General features: G+C 60.1%; 14 protein-coding genes and 2 pseudogenes. 7 read left to right on the forward strand and 9 right to left on the reverse strand.

Translation table 11 applies throughout. The features are described 5' to 3' along the window. Positions 1 to 58: 58 nt before the first annotated feature. Genes CAF53_RS03365 through istA form a run of 3 tightly spaced genes read right to left on the reverse strand, consistent with a single transcriptional unit; the run spans position 59 to position 2991 of the window. Complete coding sequence (locus CAF53_RS03365) at positions 59 to 649, reverse strand: substrate-binding domain-containing protein (RefSeq protein ID WP_100237334.1); 591 nt, start codon at positions 647 to 649, stop codon at positions 59 to 61. Between the two features lie 46 nt (positions 650 to 695). Beyond that, on the reverse strand, positions 696 to 1478 hold the full coding sequence (istB, locus tag CAF53_RS03370) for an IS21-like element helper ATPase IstB (RefSeq protein ID WP_100236963.1): 783 nt from the start codon (positions 1476 to 1478) through the stop codon (positions 696 to 698). Beyond that, a complete protein-coding gene (gene istA / locus CAF53_RS03375) occupies positions 1468 to 2991 on the reverse strand; it encodes an IS21 family transposase (RefSeq protein WP_100236964.1) in 1524 nt (507 codons plus the stop codon). The genes istB and istA overlap by 11 nt, the downstream gene beginning before the upstream one ends. Positions 2992 to 3155: 164 nt before the next feature. Here istA and CAF53_RS03380 point away from each other — a divergent pair, with 164 nt between their 5' ends. Next, positions 3156 to 3413 carry a hypothetical protein gene (locus CAF53_RS03380; protein WP_100237335.1) on the forward strand — a complete coding sequence of 86 codons (258 nt, stop codon included), beginning with the start codon at positions 3156 to 3158 and terminating at the stop codon, positions 3411 to 3413. A 12-nt stretch (positions 3414 to 3425) separates the two neighbouring features. Here the strand turns inward: CAF53_RS03380 and CAF53_RS03385 are convergent, their stop codons facing one another. After that, positions 3426 to 4583 carry an alpha/beta fold hydrolase gene (locus tag CAF53_RS03385; protein ID WP_100237336.1) on the reverse strand — a complete coding sequence of 386 codons (1158 nt, stop codon included), beginning with the start codon at positions 4581 to 4583 and terminating at the stop codon, positions 3426 to 3428. A gap of 149 nt (positions 4584 to 4732) precedes the next feature. Then, positions 4733 to 5566: a GntR family transcriptional regulator gene (locus CAF53_RS03390; RefSeq protein WP_157801212.1), complete on the reverse strand. Its 834-nt coding sequence runs from the start codon at positions 5564 to 5566 to the stop codon at positions 4733 to 4735. Between the two features lie 119 nt (positions 5567 to 5685). Between CAF53_RS03390 and CAF53_RS03395 the strand changes: the two genes are divergently transcribed. Genes CAF53_RS03395 through CAF53_RS03405 form a run of 3 tightly spaced genes read left to right on the forward strand, consistent with a single transcriptional unit; the run spans position 5686 to position 8422 of the window. Further along, positions 5686 to 6159, forward strand: coding sequence for a nuclear transport factor 2 family protein (locus tag CAF53_RS03395; RefSeq protein WP_100237338.1), 474 nt, complete (start codon positions 5686 to 5688; stop codon positions 6157 to 6159). 51 nt (positions 6160 to 6210) lie between these two features. Further along, entirely contained in the window at positions 6211 to 7626 is a 1416-nt protein-coding gene (locus CAF53_RS03400; RefSeq protein ID WP_100237339.1) for an amidase, read from the forward strand. A 10-nt stretch (positions 7627 to 7636) separates the two neighbouring features. Next, positions 7637 to 8422: a crotonase/enoyl-CoA hydratase family protein gene (locus tag CAF53_RS03405; RefSeq protein ID WP_100237340.1), complete on the forward strand. Its 786-nt coding sequence runs from the start codon at positions 7637 to 7639 to the stop codon at positions 8420 to 8422. Between the two features lie 225 nt (positions 8423 to 8647). Here the strand turns inward: CAF53_RS03405 and CAF53_RS03410 are convergent, their stop codons facing one another. After that, on the reverse strand, positions 8648 to 9250 hold the full coding sequence (locus CAF53_RS03410; RefSeq protein WP_197707357.1) for a Crp/Fnr family transcriptional regulator: 603 nt from the start codon (positions 9248 to 9250) through the stop codon (positions 8648 to 8650). A gap of 448 nt (positions 9251 to 9698) precedes the next feature. Here CAF53_RS03410 and CAF53_RS03415 point away from each other — a divergent pair, with 448 nt between their 5' ends. Then, positions 9699 to 11234, forward strand: coding sequence for a UxaA family hydrolase (locus CAF53_RS03415; RefSeq protein WP_100237342.1), 1536 nt, complete (start codon positions 9699 to 9701; stop codon positions 11232 to 11234). 211 nt (positions 11235 to 11445) lie between these two features. On the opposite strand, the gene CAF53_RS29220 is transcribed toward CAF53_RS03415, so the two are convergent. From CAF53_RS29220 to CAF53_RS27985, 3 genes and pseudogenes are all read right to left on the reverse strand, one after another. Further along, complete coding sequence (locus CAF53_RS29220; RefSeq protein ID WP_347337863.1) at positions 11446 to 11889, reverse strand: 3-hydroxyacyl-CoA dehydrogenase family protein; 444 nt, start codon at positions 11887 to 11889, stop codon at positions 11446 to 11448. A gap of 9 nt (positions 11890 to 11898) precedes the next feature. Beyond that, positions 11899 to 12249: pseudogene (locus CAF53_RS29225) on the reverse strand (3-hydroxyacyl-CoA dehydrogenase family protein); the annotation flags it as partial. A gap of 625 nt (positions 12250 to 12874) precedes the next feature. Further along, positions 12875 to 13354, reverse strand: a pseudogene (locus CAF53_RS27985) (Plug domain-containing protein); the annotation flags it as partial. Positions 13355 to 13514: 160 nt separating this feature from the next. Here CAF53_RS27985 and CAF53_RS03435 point away from each other — a divergent pair. Beyond that, complete coding sequence (locus CAF53_RS03435; protein ID WP_100237345.1) at positions 13515 to 14249, forward strand: SDR family NAD(P)-dependent oxidoreductase; 735 nt, start codon at positions 13515 to 13517, stop codon at positions 14247 to 14249. A 107-nt stretch (positions 14250 to 14356) separates the two neighbouring features. Further along, the gene (locus CAF53_RS03440) at positions 14357 to 15202 is read left to right on the forward strand and encodes a sugar phosphate isomerase/epimerase (protein WP_157801214.1); all 846 of its coding nucleotides are present in this window, start codon (positions 14357 to 14359) and stop codon (positions 15200 to 15202) included. Positions 15203 to 15236: the final 34 nt, after the last annotated feature.

The raw sequence follows: 15236 nt of genomic DNA on the forward strand, positions 1-15236 counted from the left end.
TCATTTTATTAATTGATCAATCAACATTGTTCAAGGCATGGTGGGGAAGATAATATGGTCAACGATCAGCCAGATCGAGCCCCGCACCGCGGAACCTGGAACTGCCGTGCTCGACCAGCGAAAGCTCGGAATGGATGAGTTCGAGAAACTTCTCGCACGCCGCGTCCAACGGTTTGGTTCGCAGATGGGCGACGAAATAGTTGATGTATATTTCCTCGCTGATCGGGCTGAACCGGATTTTGCCCGTCTCGAAGCGGCTATGGGCCGTCGCCGAAGGGAGCAACCCCACCCAGTCGCTTGACGCGATGAATTCGAGCATCCCGGCCAGGCCGTCGATCTCGATCATCCGGGCCGGTACGATCCGCCCGGCCCGCAGCGGTTCCTCCAGCAAGGCCGACAGGCTGCGCCGCAGCACTGAAGGAACGACATATTTGAACAGGGGTGGCTCGCTCAGCGACACCGGGCTTTCCTCGGTCAACCCCAGATCACAGTTAGAGGCGAGGACGAAGCGATCCGTGAACACCTTCGTATAGATGATCGCGGGATGGTTGGGCAGGGGGGCGACCAGCGCGAAATCGATCTGCCCGCTTTCGATCAACGAAATCAGCGTGTTGTTGATTACCGTTGAGAAGTGACCCGGGATTTCCACCGAGAAGTGACCCGCCTGATATTATGTTTCGGATGTCATTGATGGGTCAAGGTGCAGGTTTCTCCTTTCTGGGTTTGGCCTGGTGGGCCGAGCTGTTTTTGAACCGGAAGCTGTCGTTGCCGGTTTCCAGGATATGGCAGTGATGGGTGAGCCGATCGAGGAGCGCGGTGGTCATCTTGGCGTCACCGAACACGGTGGCCCATTCGCTGAAGCTCAGGTTGGTGGTGATGATGACGCTGGTGCGTTCGTATAATTTGCTCAGCAGGTGGAAGAGCAGTGCGCCGCCTGATGCGCTGAACGGCAGATAGCCTAGCTCGTCGAGGACGACGAGGTCGGAGTGGACGAGCCGGTTGGCGATCTGCCCGGCGCGCCCCTGGGCCTTTTCCTGTTCCAGGGCATTGACCAGCTCGACCGTGGAGAAGAAGCGGACGCGCTTTCGATGATGCTCGATAGCCTGAACACCCAGCGCCGTGGCGACATGGGTTTTGCCGGTGCCCGGTCCGCCGACCAGCACGATATTGTCGGCAACGTCGATGAAGTCGCAGCGGTGCAACTGGCGCACCAGCGCCTCATTCACCTCGCTGCTGGCAAAGTCGAAGCCGGCGAGGTCGCGATAGGCGGGGAACCGCGCGACCTTGAGCTGATAGGCCACAGACCGCACCTCGCGTTCGGCTGTTTCGGCTTTCAGCAACTGGGAGAGGATCGGCACCGCCGCCTCGAAGGCGGGCGATCCCTGCTGCATGAGGTCGGTCACAGCCTGGGCCATGCCGGGCATTTTCAGGCCGCGCAGCATCACGACGAGGGCGCCGGTGGCGGGATCATGACGCATGACGGTTCTCCCGGCGCAGGGCATCGTAGCGTTCGACATTGGCCATCGGCTCACTGACCAGCCTCAACGCCTGTGGCGCCGTCACCGGCGGCGTCGAGAGCGGCTTTCCATCAAGCAGCCGGTGCAGCAGGTTGAGGATGTGCGTCTTGGTCGGAACGCCTGCATCCAGCGCCATGGCGACGGCGGTCAGCACCGCCTGCTCGTCATGATGGAGGACCAGCGCCAGGATCTCGACCATCTCCCTGTCGCCGCCGGGGTTGCGCAGCAGATGCCGTTGCAACCGCTGGAAGGCATCGGGCAGTTCGAGGAACGGCGCGCCGTTGCGCAGGGCGCCGGGCTTGCGTTGAACGACGGCGAGATAATGACGCCAGTCATAGACGGTGTGGCCGGGACCATCATGGGATCGGTCGATGATGCGCTGATGCTCGCATATGACCTGTCCCTCTGCGACGACCAGGAAGCGATCGGGATAAACCCGAAGGCTGACGGGCCGATTGGCGAAGGACGCCGGAACGCTGTAACGGTTGCGTTCCAGGTGGATCAGGCAGGTTGGCGAGACCCGTTTGCCATATTCGACAAAGCCATCGAACGGTCTGCCCACCGGCATCAGGCTTTCCACTTCATCGCCCCAGGCATCGGCGACCGAACCCGGTTCGATCCCGTGCGGGATATCCTGCCACAGCGCCTTGCAGCGCTCCTCCAGCCACAGGTTCAGGGCATCCAGGCTTTCCGCCTGCGGCGTGGGTTGCCATAGCCGATGACGGGCATCCTGGACATTCTTCTCGACCTGGCCCTTTTCCCAGCCCGCTGCCGGATTACAGAACTCGGCCTCGAACAGATAGTGACTGACCATGGTGAGGAAGCGGTTGTTGACGTTGCGCTCCTTGCCGCGCCCGACCTTGTCGATGGCGGTGCGCATATTGTCGTAAATCCCACGGCGCGGAACGCCGCCCAGCACGCGGAATGCGTGATTATGGGCATCGAACAGCATCTCGTGGGTCTGGAGCAAATAGGCCCGCACGAGGAAGGCCCGGCTGTAGCTGAGCTTGAAGTGCGCCACCTGCAGCTTGGTGCGCACGCCGCCGATGATCGCCCAGTCCTCGCTCCAATCGAACTGGAATGCTTCCCCCGGTGCGAAGGACAGCGGCACGAATGTCCCGCGCCCGCTCATCTGTTGCTCACGACGATAATCATCGCGCCAGTCCCGGGCAAAGGCCGCCACCCGATTGTAGGAGCCGTCATAGCCCAGGCTGACCAGATCAGCATGCAGCTGCTTCATCGTCCGCTTCTGCTTGCGGGTCCGACCCATCTCCCGTCTCAGCCAGGCTGACAGCCGCTCCGCGAACGGGTCCAGTTTGCTCGGCCGATCGGGCACCTTGAACCGCGGCTCGATCGTGTCCGAACGTAGATATTTACGGATCGTATTACGTGACAGCCCGGTACGCCGCGCAATCTCGCGGATCGAAAGATGATCGCGGAAATGCCAGCGCCGGATAACGCTCAATAACGCCATGTCCAACACTCCATGACCCCTCGCTCGTCAATGCCAGGGGTGAGTTCAACATGGGTCACTTCTCAGTGGAAATATCGGCCCTTCCCGGGTCACTTCTCAACGGTAATCAACACACACCGGGAATCGGGGGCATCTATGTCGGCCCGGGTGACTTGGGCCTTTCGATGGGGCTGCCAGCCAGCCTTGACCGGGAGGAGCCCGAAATACTCCGCATTTACGAAACGCTCGCCGCCGCCGCCAGGGCGCGGGGTCAGATCGCTGGCATGCACAACCATAGTGCCAACTATGCCCGGCGGATGGTCGACCTGGGCTTCGATTTCGTCACGGTGGGCAGTGATCTTGGCCACATGCTGACCAATGGCTTGACCGATATTCGGCGGTTTGCAGTTGTCCCCGAAGGGACGGCCGCATCCGCCTATTGAATGTCCCGGAGCCTAACGGCTCCTGGACGTGTCGGCCAGGAAGTCCGCCAGCATATCCCCCAATAGGGCGGGTTGCTCCTGTTGGAGCCAATGCCCGGCACCCCTTATGAACCGGGGCTTTATCGGCTTCATGGCAAGGCGCGCGCTCATCACGTCTATCGCGCCAGGCGCCTGATAAGCCGCCCAGTCCCCTTCGCCGGCGACGAACAGCGTGGGGCATTGAACCTGGCGGCCGGCGAACAATCCCAGGCCCCGGGCCATATCGCCTCGAACCGCGCTTCGATACCATTGCATGCCGCCCTGGAAGCCGGTCCGAGCAAATTCTCCCGCGACAATCTCGAGATCAGCCTCGCTCAGCCATGTGCATCGCGCGACCTCGCCCTTGGACGGCATGTGCGCGGCTGCGATCTCAGCCATCGTCTGGTTCGCCGGCATGATATAATATGAAGGCATGCGGGCGAGTTGCTCAGCGCTCCAGCCGCCGAGCGGGTGCGGATGATTATTCGGCCAGTCGGCGCTCTTATGGTGATAATAGCCCCGCAGCATATCCGACACGCCCTGCGGACATTTCCACATATCGTCATTCGCCTCGGGGCCGGCATAATAAAGAAGATAGTGCCTACGCGGAGGGGCAAGCGCCAGGAGCGCGGCATGGATCGGATCGTTTGCCAGAGGCGTGCCGAGAGGCGTGGTGAGCGTGGGTGCACCAGCAAAAGGTGTGCCGAGCAGCGCAAGTTTATGGAAGAGATCGGGGCGCACCAGCGCGCAGGTGCCCGCTACCAGTGAACCGAAGTCATGACCGATGACGGCGTCCACCGCATTCAGGCCGAGCGCGCCAAGGAGCGCAACCATATCCCCCGCCAGGTTGAGAATGGAATAGGGTTCGACCGCGTCGTCATAGGAAACCGGGCGCGGCGTCGTCCGGCCGTAGCCCCGCTGGTCGGGAGCGATCACATGATAGCCCCGTTCCGCAAGCAGCGGCATGATCCGTCGCCAGCAGAAGGCAAGTTCGGGAAAGCCGTGGAGGAGCAGGATGGTCCCCGCGAGCCCCGGCGCTTCGCCCGCCTCCAATATGTGCACATCGAGGCCATTCACATTCTCGACGATGCGGGATCGAATGCCAGCAGGCAGCAAAGCGTGAGGTAGTGGATCGATAGAGTTTTTCCCCATGATGATTTGGTCTCGATCCTCATTTGCTTGATATTGGGCAGTGGTGCCAACTTCCCAGCAATCTTGCCGATCAATCCAATGGGCCGATTTCCTCGCGATCTCTGTCATTTTTGTTACAATGCGGTCCCGACAAGCTCTGCATTGCGGGATCAGAACGGTGTGACGCGTATCCAATCGCTCATGGTGTCTGGCTGCTCCCCTCTGATCAACGCGCTGATGAAGGCGCACTCGTAATTGTAGGCAGCTACGGCGGAGTCGGCATCTCCCCGCGCCAGCGCGTCGACCAGACGGAGGTAATTCTCCATGATGGCGATCCGATGGGGAACGAGCGAGGCATATTGGGCAACGAAGCTGATCCAGTGCACGACCTGAAGCCGTCGCGACGCCTCATCAAGTATCTCCGATTTGCAGAATGCGTTGATGCTGCGGTGAAATTCAAGAATGGCCGTCAAGATTCCCGCATTCGATTTCTCCGACGGCAGCCGATCCATAACCGCGCGGGTCTGAGCAAGCTGAGCTTGCAAGTCGGGCTGCTCCCGGAGCAGGCGCGCCGCCTTGCGGATGCCGATGAGTGTCAGCACGCGGAACACCTCGTGCCATTCCTCCGTCTCACTGCGCGACAGACCTTTGACCCTGGCGCCCTTCTGCGGAAGGAGGTCGATCACGCCTTGCCCGGCAAGAAGGTGAAGGGCCTCGCGCACCGGCACCAGGCCGACATCGACCTCCTTGGCGATCTTGTTCGCATTCAGCTTTTCGCCGGAGCGATAACGGCCATTTACCAGGCCAAGCACGATTTCCCGGAGCACCCGATCGACGCCTGCGCGCCCCGTCGGTCGCGCGAGAAAGGCGATCATAGTGTCCTGCCCTTCGTTCACCAATGAATCTCCTTCGCGCTTCAGCCCCATCCGGCATCGTGGATGCTTACCGACTACGCCTCCACGTTGGAAAGGAATTATATAAATAATCGCCAATTTTTTTTGCAATGGGCCATCCTGCACCTCTAGACAGGTAAATATTTATAAATATTATTCACAAATCGCTTTCGGGCGATGCCGAGTCACGCCTTTGACGTGAGAGATTATAGATTTTTGCCGAGGTCCCCATGCCGTCAACCGCACAGCACGATCTGACGCGTCGCCTGGACAGGGTGGCGATCGAAGCGCTCAAATATAGCTATGCCCATTGGTGTGATCGGGATTATGCACCGGATGAGCTCGCCCACCTCTTTCTTCAGAACGCGACATGGGATGGCGACATCTTTGGCGTGCATGAAGGGCGGGTTGCGATCAGAGCGTTTTTCGAGGAAGCGGGACGCCAGGTTTCATTTGCAACTCACTATCTGCTCAATCCCGAGATCGAGCTGAACGGCGACATGGCTGTGGGCAAGTGGATGCTCTGGCAGCAGTTGGTGTTACGGGAAACGGGCCAGGCTTTCTGGCTGATGGGACGCTACACCGACACGTACGCACGCGTGGCCGATCAGTGGAAGATCGCGTCGCTCAAGTTGAAGATCTTGTCCTTCACCCCCTATGAGGAGGGGCCGGGCAAGACCTTGATCGCAACGATAGCTGCGTAACCATTGGCAGGATCGAACGTCACTGCCTCAAATCAATGGCAAGGAACGATTATGGACCTAAATGATCTTTGCTGCGGCTCAATTTCGCAAATAGCTCCGCTGATTGAGAATAAATCCGTCTCCCCTGTCGAACTAACCTCGGCAATGCTTCAGCGTATAGAAACGATCGATTCGGAGCTTCATGCCTATGTGCATGTTGACCATCTCGGAGCGTTGCGGGCTGCAAAGTCTGTAGAGGACCAGATTCTCTCAGGCGTCTATCTGGGTCCGCTTCATGGCGTTCCACTCGGCATTAAAGACATTTTCGACACGGCCACCATGCCGACCGAGTCTGGTTCGCTTCAACTGCGCGGCCGCGTGCCAGAGCGGAATGCCCATGTCGTTGATCGTCTGGACGCTGCGGGCGCCATCATGCTCGGCAAGCAGGCAACCGCCGAATTCGCCTGGGTCGGCTATCCGTCCGAGGTCGGGCCAGCGCCAGTCAACCCTTGGGATGCCAGCAAAACGCCAGGCATGTCTTCGGGCGGATCTGCGGTGGCCGTTGCGGCATCGCTGTGCTTCGGCGCCTTTGGGTCCGACACGGGCGGTTCGATCCGATTCCCAAGTGCGGTGAACGGTATAGTTGGGCTCAAGCCGACATTCGGCCGGATCAGCCGGCGCGGTGTGCATCCATTTGCTTCCACCCTCGATCATGTCGGCCCTCTTGCACGAACGGTCAAGGATGTGGGCCTGCTCTATCGGGCTGTTGCAGGCCACGACGAAGGAGACCCCTTTAGCGCGGCGGCGGCGGTTGGCGATCCACTCGCCCTTCTCGGTGAGAGTGTTCGCGGCCTACGCCTCGGCGTCGATCGCCATTATCTCGAGGCCTATGCCGAGCCGGAGGTGATCCAGGCAACGCTTGCTGCGGCCGGCAGGCTGGAAGAAGCGGGGATGGAGATCGTTGCCGTTGATCTTCTGAAGTTGGCGGATATCTGCCATCATTTCTTACCCGTGGCGGGTTCCGAAGCATTGCGCGCCTATGGGAAGGAAAAATTCCACGAGAACATCGACCGGTTCGGCAGGAATGCGCGCGAACTTTTGACCATCGGAGAGCAGACCACGGCCGATGACTTGCTCCGGGCAATGGCAGCGCGTCGACTAGCTGGCAGTCAATTGGACGTTGCCTTCCAGTTGGTCGACTATCTCCTGCTACCAGGCGTTGGATCGCGTGTGCCACCGCTAGCCATGGTCGCGGTAGAACCGGAAATGCCGATCGAGGCTTTCGCCGCAGCGACAGCCTTTACCGCGCCCTTCAACTTCAGCGGCCATCCGACGCTTTCCGTGCCGAACGGCCTCGATCCTGACGGGCTTCCATATGGGCTGCAACTCGTCGGGCGACCCTTTGATGAGGCTGGGCTGTTGAAGCTTGGACATGTGGTTGAGATGGCAACACCTCCCCTCACCCTTCCCCGTCGCGCGCTTGGCTGAAGGTAACCAAATGCTCAACAATCGCGTGAACATCGTCATTGATGACGGTATCGCCGACGTTCGCTTGGCACGGCCGGACAAGATGAATGCCATCGATCTGCCGATGTTTGAAGAGATCGCCTCGGCGATCGACCGTCTCGCTGGCGAGACCAGCCTGCGCGTAGTTGTCTTGTCGGGCGAAGGTCGCGCGTTCTGCGCGGGGCTCGACATGGCAAGCGTGGCGGACGGCGGTTCTGAACTTGATCTTGCGACGCGCAGCCATGGACTTGCCAATCATGTGCAGCAGGTCGCCTGGGGCTGGCGGACGCTGCGTGTCCCGGTGATCGCGGCCGTGCATGGGATTGCATTCGGCGGAGGGCTGCAAATCGCCAGCGGAGCGGACATTGTGCTCGCCCGGGCGGATACCCGTTTTTCCGTGATGGAAATGAAATGGGGAATCATTCCTGACATGGGGGGTTTTGCCCTATGGCGAGGCCGTGTGCGCGACGATGTCGTGCGGGAATTGACATACACCGCGCGAGAATTCGATGGTGTAGAAGGCGCCACGCTCGGCTTCGTATCGCGCACGGCCGATGATCCCCACGCCGAGGCCCTGGCGCTCGCGAGAACGATCGCCGCGCAGAACCCCCATGCGGTTCGCGCAGCCAAGCGCATCGCGAACCTGGCGGCCACTGCCAATGCCGGAACTATCCTGATGGCTGAGAGCATCGAGCAGATAAAACTCCTGCAATCTCCAAACCAGATCGAGGCTGTGCAGGCACATAAGGAAAAACGCTCGCCTCGTTTCGCCGATTGAGTTGTCCGACCTACAAATATCATCGCTGCGAAACGACGTCCCCATCGCCGGCACAACTTTTAATCCTGCGGTCGGGCCGCCAAGACCGAGGTGCTCGCCAACGTCATGAAATGCACGACCTTGCGGCACCTCCAGGCGCAACGGCGGAGCAGGTAACGCCGATCTGCCGCCCGCGTTTCAGGCGGGATCGCGTCTAGCAGCGGGTTGAGTCCCGCATATGCCCATTCAAAGGAAATCCGCTTCCGCCTTCAACCCCTCGAGATCGAGCACCTCTATCGATCCATAATGAAGTGCAATCAGCCCTTCGGCAACGAAGCTCTTGAATATGCGGTGGATCGACTGCCGTGACACGCTCACGAACATGGCAAGCTCGGCATGGGTGACTTTCACCGTCAGGCGGCCGGTCGAGTCACGCTTCGCCAGTTCGAGCAGGCGAAGCGCGATCTGGCTTGGAAGCGATGCAAGCCTGGCCGCACCTACCTGCATGCTGAGAGTCTGGATACGGCGGGCAAACAGTTGCAGAAGGGCATTCTCAAACTCACGATGATCTTCTCTTAGTTTCGAGAAAGCCGCTGCGCTCACCACCTGCAGTTGGACATCGTCGAGTGCTTCGGCCGTCTGCGGCAGAGGATGTTTGTCGATCAAGCTGCTCGCCGCGATACATTCGCCGGGTCCGAACAATGCAAATATCACTTGCTGCCCGTCCGTCCGCATCAACGACAGGCGAACCGTTCCCTCGAGAACCCTATACATCGCGCGGCCGGTATCGCCATGTTGGAAGATAAAACCGCCTGCGCCGACATGCCGTCGAACCCCGGCGCTGGCCACCGCCTCCCGCCCTTCCGGCGTCAACCACTGCAACAGGTCCGTTTCCACACCGGGAACCGGCATGCGTTCGAATGAGGATGCGAGCTGACGGACGCCTGACGCTCCCTGCCCAAAAATAGAACGGCGGATCATCTCAGAGGACCTAACTGCACTTCGTCGCATGCCATAGGAGCGTTGTCCTGAATAATATCTACCAACAGCGATCCGGAGTTGGGCTCCCCCAGATTAGCCGGCATTCCTGCAAAATCCAACTATTGTAACAAGCTTGACAGTGGCGGCCATCCCTGACGGCGTAATGCGGTCAACAAGGTTGGAAGAGTGATCCTATGGCGCTCCGGCTTCCAACATATGGCGTGGCTCGGAATGCTGGAAAGAGAAGAAACCTCTCTACCTCGCACTATCCCCGTCTTTACGCGAATGCATGACTATAATTTTTCAGGAATGTATAATGACAGCTGTTATCACTTCTACTTCCGGCGAAAATGAAAGTGAATCCAAGGCATCGACACTGTTATTGAACGCCGCCGACGACGTCTTGATTGCATTGCGGCCGATCGCGCGTGGTGAAGTCCTGCGCGATGGCCTCATCGCGCAGGACGATATCCCCGCGGGGCACAAAGTAGCCAGGCGGCCACTGGCAAGTGGCGAGGAGATCAGGCGGTACAACTCCTTGATCGGCGCCGCTTCCGCCGACATCGCAGCCGGCGCGCACATCCACGTCCAGAATCTCGAAATGCTCGATTTCGCACGCGACTATTCATTCTGCGCGGACGTCCGTCCAACCCCAACCGCGGGAGAAAAGCGCACCTTTCAGGGAATCATCCGCGAGGATGGCCGCATCGCGACCCGCAACTACATCGGGGTGATCTCGAGCGTAAACTGTTCGGCAACGGTCGCCCGGATGGTTGCCGATCATTTCCGCGGGCGGCTGGACGCCTATCCGAACATCGATGGCGTCGTGCCTTTGACGCACAAGCGCGGATGCGGGCTCGACACCAAGGTGGAGGGTGTCGAGGCGCTCCGGCGGTGCCTTGCAGGCTATGCAGCGCATCCGAACTTTGCCGAGGTGATCATCATTGGTCTGGGCTGTGAGGTTGGCGATCTCACCGGCGTGCTCGGCGGCGCTCAGGGGACCGCGCTGGTGATCCAACAATCCGGCGGGAGCGCTGCAACCGTCCGCACGGGCATCGAACGTGTAGAGGCGGCCCTCGAACGGGCGAACAACGTCCGCCGGGTGCCGGTGCCGGTCAGCGAGTTGAAGGTTGCCTTGCAATGTGGTGGCTCTGACGGCTATTCGGGTGTCAGCGTGAATGCCGCGCTCGGCGTTGCCGTCGATCTTCTCGTCGCCCAAGGCGCCACCGCCATCCTGTCGGAAACGACAGAATGCTATGGCGCGGAACATGTGCTGACCCGTCGCGCCATCAGCAAGGAGGTCGGAGAAAAACTCGTCGACCGTGTGAAATGGTGGGAAGAGTTCGCCTCTCGCAACGGGATGGAGATCAACAACAACCCCTCCCCGGGCAACAAGGCGGGAGGGCTCACGACGATCATCGAGAAATCGCTGGGATCGATCGCCAAGGGCGGCACCTCGAACCTGATGGCCGTGTATGATTATGCCGAGCTGGTGACCGAACATGGGCTCGTCTTCATGGACGCGCCGGCGTTCGACCCGGTGGGTGCAACCGCCCAGGTCGCCGGTGGTGCTAACGTCATGTGCTTTACCACCGGGCGCGGTTCGGCGTTCGGCTGCAAACCAACCCCTTCGCTGAAACTCGCGAGCAATTCCGAACTTTTCCGCCGGATGCCGGACGACATGGATATTAATTGCGGGACAATCCTCGATGGAGACGAAACGGTCGAGGCGGCCGGCGCCCGGATCTTCGAGGACATCATCCAAACGGCCTCCGGCAAGAGGACTTGCAGCGAGCGTCTCGGCTATGGCGACGAGGAATTTGCTCCGTGGGACATGGGGGTGATGCTCTAACTACCGCACGATGCGGTATCGGATCCTGTCTTGACATTGCAGGCTTGGGGACGAGGAAAAGGCTGATGCCCTTCACCCCTTCGGGGGACCCGTCACCAGGAACGTCCCATCGGTGCCGGGCTTGGCGCTTGTCGTCAACAGACCAAGTCCGAGCATTTCGCTCAGAAAGCGATCGTCCTCGATGGGAGGCGCATATCCCTGCACGTTCCGGCTAGCGCACTGCCCGATGGTCGCGAAAGCCACGGCCCTGCCCTGCCAGACGCACGAGCAGGTCCGCGGGAGCAAAATCCGGCCCTCGCTCTGCCTCCAACTCACGCAAGCCGTCAACCACCTTGTCCAAACCGATCGTGTCCGCCCAATGCATCGGCCCGCCGGTATAGACCGGCCAGTTATATCCCAGGATGGCGGCGATATCGATGTCGCTGGCCCTCAGCGCAACGCCCTCCTCCAAGATCTTCGCGCCCTCGTTGACCACGGGATACAGGAGGCGACCGAGGATAGCTTCGGCGGACCGCTGGCCTTTGGTGCTCACGCCCTTATAGGCTGCAAAATCCGCAATGATCTCAGCGGCAATGAGAGAAGGCGTGGCGACCCGGTTTTCGTCATAATCGTAGAAACCGCCGTTCTTTTTCTGCCCCAGGCGGCCGCGCGCCACAAAGTCGCCTCGCAGCGTACGTTCGAGGCTGTCCCGGCCGATCACATCGAGGCCGACCAGATCGTTCATCTGGAACGGTCCCATGGCAAAGCCATAGTCGTAGATCACCTTGTCGATGTCCGCGGGCGTGGGACCCTCCAGCACCAGCTCTTCTGCCTGGCGTCCCCTGGGCCGCATCAATCGATTGGCGATGAAACCTGCGCATACACGGCTGAGAACCGGGACCTTGCCGATGCGCTTGGCGAGCTTCATGGCAGTGGCGATGACTTCGCCCGAGGTGCGGGCGCCGCGGACCACTTCGAGCAGGCGCATGACATTGGCCGGCGAGAAGAAATGGAGGCCGACCATTGCCGACCACATTCATCCGGTGATTGGGAAGAGCCGTACCGTCCTCGTCGCCGACCGTATCCACTTTCAGCTTCGAATAAGCCGTAATGGAGGTCAGCGTCGCATTGTCCGAAACCTCCAGATCGCCGCGCGCCGAGAACTGATAGAAGCTGTCATCCTTCTTGAGCTTCTGATTGGGATCCCAGTCCGCCGCCCTGATGCTGCCGCTGGGCGGTTTGGGATAGTTCGCCAGATCCTGCTGCAGCGTGGGATAGCCGGGCGCGTCGGGCTGGAAGTTCGGGTTGGATGGATCGGTGCCAGGCGTCCATGCAACGAATTGCTTTGCCTGGGTGTCGGAGGTGTTGATCCAGCCATTGGCGTTCAACTCGATCTTGAAACCATCGGTGGGTTCGAGATCGATCAGCAGCCGAGCGGTTTTGAAGTCGCGATCGCCCAGTTCGTCGTCGCGCGTATAGCTTTTCTGCCAGGGACCGCGAAACTCGCCCCGTACCGCTAACCTTGCCCTGACCTTCTCGCCGAGCGGACCACTGATGAAGCCCTCGAGATCGACCTGATTGAAGCGGCCATAGGTAAGATCGCCACCGATATGGAAGCTGTCGGTCGGCTTGTTGGCGATGTAGTTGATGGCGCCGCCCGTCGAGTTCTGCCCAAATAGAGTGCCTTGCGGCCCTTTGAGTACCTCGACGCGCTCGGCATCCAGTCCGGCCCCTTCGGTCATGCGCGTGAAGGCAAGCGGCACCTGGTCGACATATACGCTGACGGTTGGCGAAATGCCGATGGCTTCGTCAAAAAAGCCGATTCCCCGGATCGTATAAAGCGGCGATCCATAAGGACTTGCGGCATAAGTAAGTCCTGGCACGATCTTGGTGAGATCGGCGGGTGAATTTATGCCCTGCTTCGTCAATTGTTCACCGGTCTGGGCGGTAATTGACAATGGCACGTCGCTCAACCGTTCCGATCGCTTTTGCGCCGTTACGATGATATCTCCGACCTGCGGATTATCGTTTACTTCGCCTGCTGCCTGCGTTTGGGCCAGAGCTTGAGCAGATACGCATGCGAGCACTGACGACAGACACGCGTATACGATGCGTGAATTGCGCATTTTCCCCTCCATCATGATTTTCTATTTTGATCGTGGGTTATAGCATCTGCCCGTAAGGCGGTCCTGTCAATACTAATCTTTACGGAAGTAAAGAATAGTGCGATGATCCCCTTCGGCGGCGGCAAGGGCGCCTCCCCCGATAAAAGCCGAACGCGGCTACCGAGAGGATCGAGCGATGGGCCGACTGGCCGGTAAAACAGCCATTATCACGGGCGGCGCAAGCGGCCAGGGCGCGGCTCAGGCGCGCCTTTTCGCGGCGGAAGGCGCACATGTGATGATCGCGGATATCGGCACCGATCGCGCGCAAGCGCTTGTCGATGGAATCGGCCCTTCCGCGCGTCACCGGACGGCCGACGTGACAGAAGAGAGTGCCTGGGCCGCGCTGGTAGCGGAGACGGAGGCGTGGACCGGCCGCATCGACATCCTCGTTAACGGCGCGGCGCTCTATGATCCAAAGCCGTTCCCCGACTCGGCTGCCGGCGATCTGGACCGACATTATCGGCTGAACGTGCGCGGTCCGTTTCTCGGCATGAAGGCGGTATTCGATCTCATGGTTCGCGGCGGCGGCGGCTCCATCATCAATGTCGCGTCCGGCGTTGCGCTCAGAAGCTTTCCGGGCATGCTCGCTTATTCCGCGTCGAAATGGAGCCTTCGGGGTCTCAGCCGGTCAGCGGCTCTCGATCTGGTTCCCTTCGGCATCCGGGTGAACACGATCTTTCCCGGCCTTATCGACACGCCCCTGCTGGGTGGGAATTCGCCGGAATATCTCGACTTTCTCCGGCAGATGGTTCCGATGAAGCGTCTCGGCCAATCCGACGAGGTGGCGTTCGCCGCGCTGTTCCTTGCATCGGACGAGTCGTCCTATGTCACGGGCGCCGAGCTGTCAGTCTGTGGAGGAATCAACATCTGACGCAGACCCGGTGCCGGCAACGCCATCGCCGGCCGCTTTTTCCCATGGCATTCAGGGCGACGGGACACTCCACGCTCGATGCCCCAATAAACCAAGAGGAGATGATTGTGCCCCACGATAATCTGGTCATGTACAATGCGACGGTGCGGTCGCTTCCGCTCGCCGAGCAATGCCGGGTGGCGGCGCTGACGGGTTGCACGGCCTTGACCCTGACCCCCAACGATTATCTCACCCTGCTCAACAGCGGGATCACAACCCGCGAGATGCGTACAATCGCGTCGGATCATGGCGTCAAGCTGACGCACCTGGATATGATCGCCCGCTGGCATCCCAAATGGGAACCCACACATCACCGGGGGCTATATGACTTCGCGCTGATCTCGTTCGACATCGACGACTTTCTGCGCATGACGGATGCGCTGCAATGCAGCTCGTTCACTGCCATCGGCACGCACGCTCCGGAGCCGATCGATCTGCCCGAAATGATCGATCATTTCGGGGCGTTGTGCGAGCGTGCGGCAAAGGAAGGTCTCCGCGTCGATCTGGAGTTCGTTCCGTTCTGGGGTGTCAACACGCTCGAATGTGCATGGCAGGTCGTCAACGGCGCAAACGCCGCCAATGGGGGGATCATGTTCGACATCTGGCATTACCGCCGCAGCCACTCGTCCGATGATCTGCTGCGCACGATCCCCGGCTCGAAGATCCACAGCGTACAGCTCAACGACGGAAAGGCTGAACTGGGTCCCGACGAGAATATCGTCGAGGATTGCCTGTTCGGGCGACGGCTGCCCTGCGACGGCGATTTCAAGGTCCGTGAAATCGTCGCCATTTTGCGGGAGATTGGCGGGCTGAACAATGTCGGTCCGGAGATATTCTCGACCGAGCTCGATCAGATGCCGGCGGACGCCATCGCGTCGGTCGTTCGCGAAAGCATGAATCGCGCTCTCGCATAACGGACCGGCACACCGGCTTGAGATCATCCACCCC

The organism is Sphingobium sp. LB126 (genome assembly GCF_002795205.1).
In the GTDB taxonomy this organism is placed as follows: Bacteria; Pseudomonadota; Alphaproteobacteria; order Sphingomonadales; family Sphingomonadaceae; genus Sphingobium; species Sphingobium chungbukense.

Excerpts from the sequence above, each read along its gene's own strand:
- istB (WP_100236963.1), bottom strand. The coding sequence starts at position 1,478 with ATGCGTCATGATCCCGCCACCGGCGCCCTCGTCGTGATGCTGCGCGGC.
- istA (WP_100236964.1), bottom strand. The coding sequence starts at position 2,991 with ATGGCGTTATTGAGCGTTATCCGGCGCTGGCATTTCCGCGATCATCTT.
- CAF53_RS03380 (WP_100237335.1), top strand. The coding sequence starts at position 3,156 with ATGGGGCTGCCAGCCAGCCTTGACCGGGAGGAGCCCGAAATACTCCGC.
- CAF53_RS03385 (WP_100237336.1), bottom strand. The coding sequence starts at position 4,583 with ATGGGGAAAAACTCTATCGATCCACTACCTCACGCTTTGCTGCCTGCT.
- CAF53_RS03395 (WP_100237338.1), top strand. The coding sequence starts at position 5,686 with ATGCCGTCAACCGCACAGCACGATCTGACGCGTCGCCTGGACAGGGTG.
- CAF53_RS03400 (WP_100237339.1), top strand. The coding sequence starts at position 6,211 with ATGGACCTAAATGATCTTTGCTGCGGCTCAATTTCGCAAATAGCTCCG.
- CAF53_RS03405 (WP_100237340.1), top strand. The coding sequence starts at position 7,637 with ATGCTCAACAATCGCGTGAACATCGTCATTGATGACGGTATCGCCGAC.
- CAF53_RS03415 (WP_100237342.1), top strand. The coding sequence starts at position 9,699 with ATGACAGCTGTTATCACTTCTACTTCCGGCGAAAATGAAAGTGAATCC.
- CAF53_RS03435 (WP_100237345.1), top strand. The coding sequence starts at position 13,515 with ATGGGCCGACTGGCCGGTAAAACAGCCATTATCACGGGCGGCGCAAGC.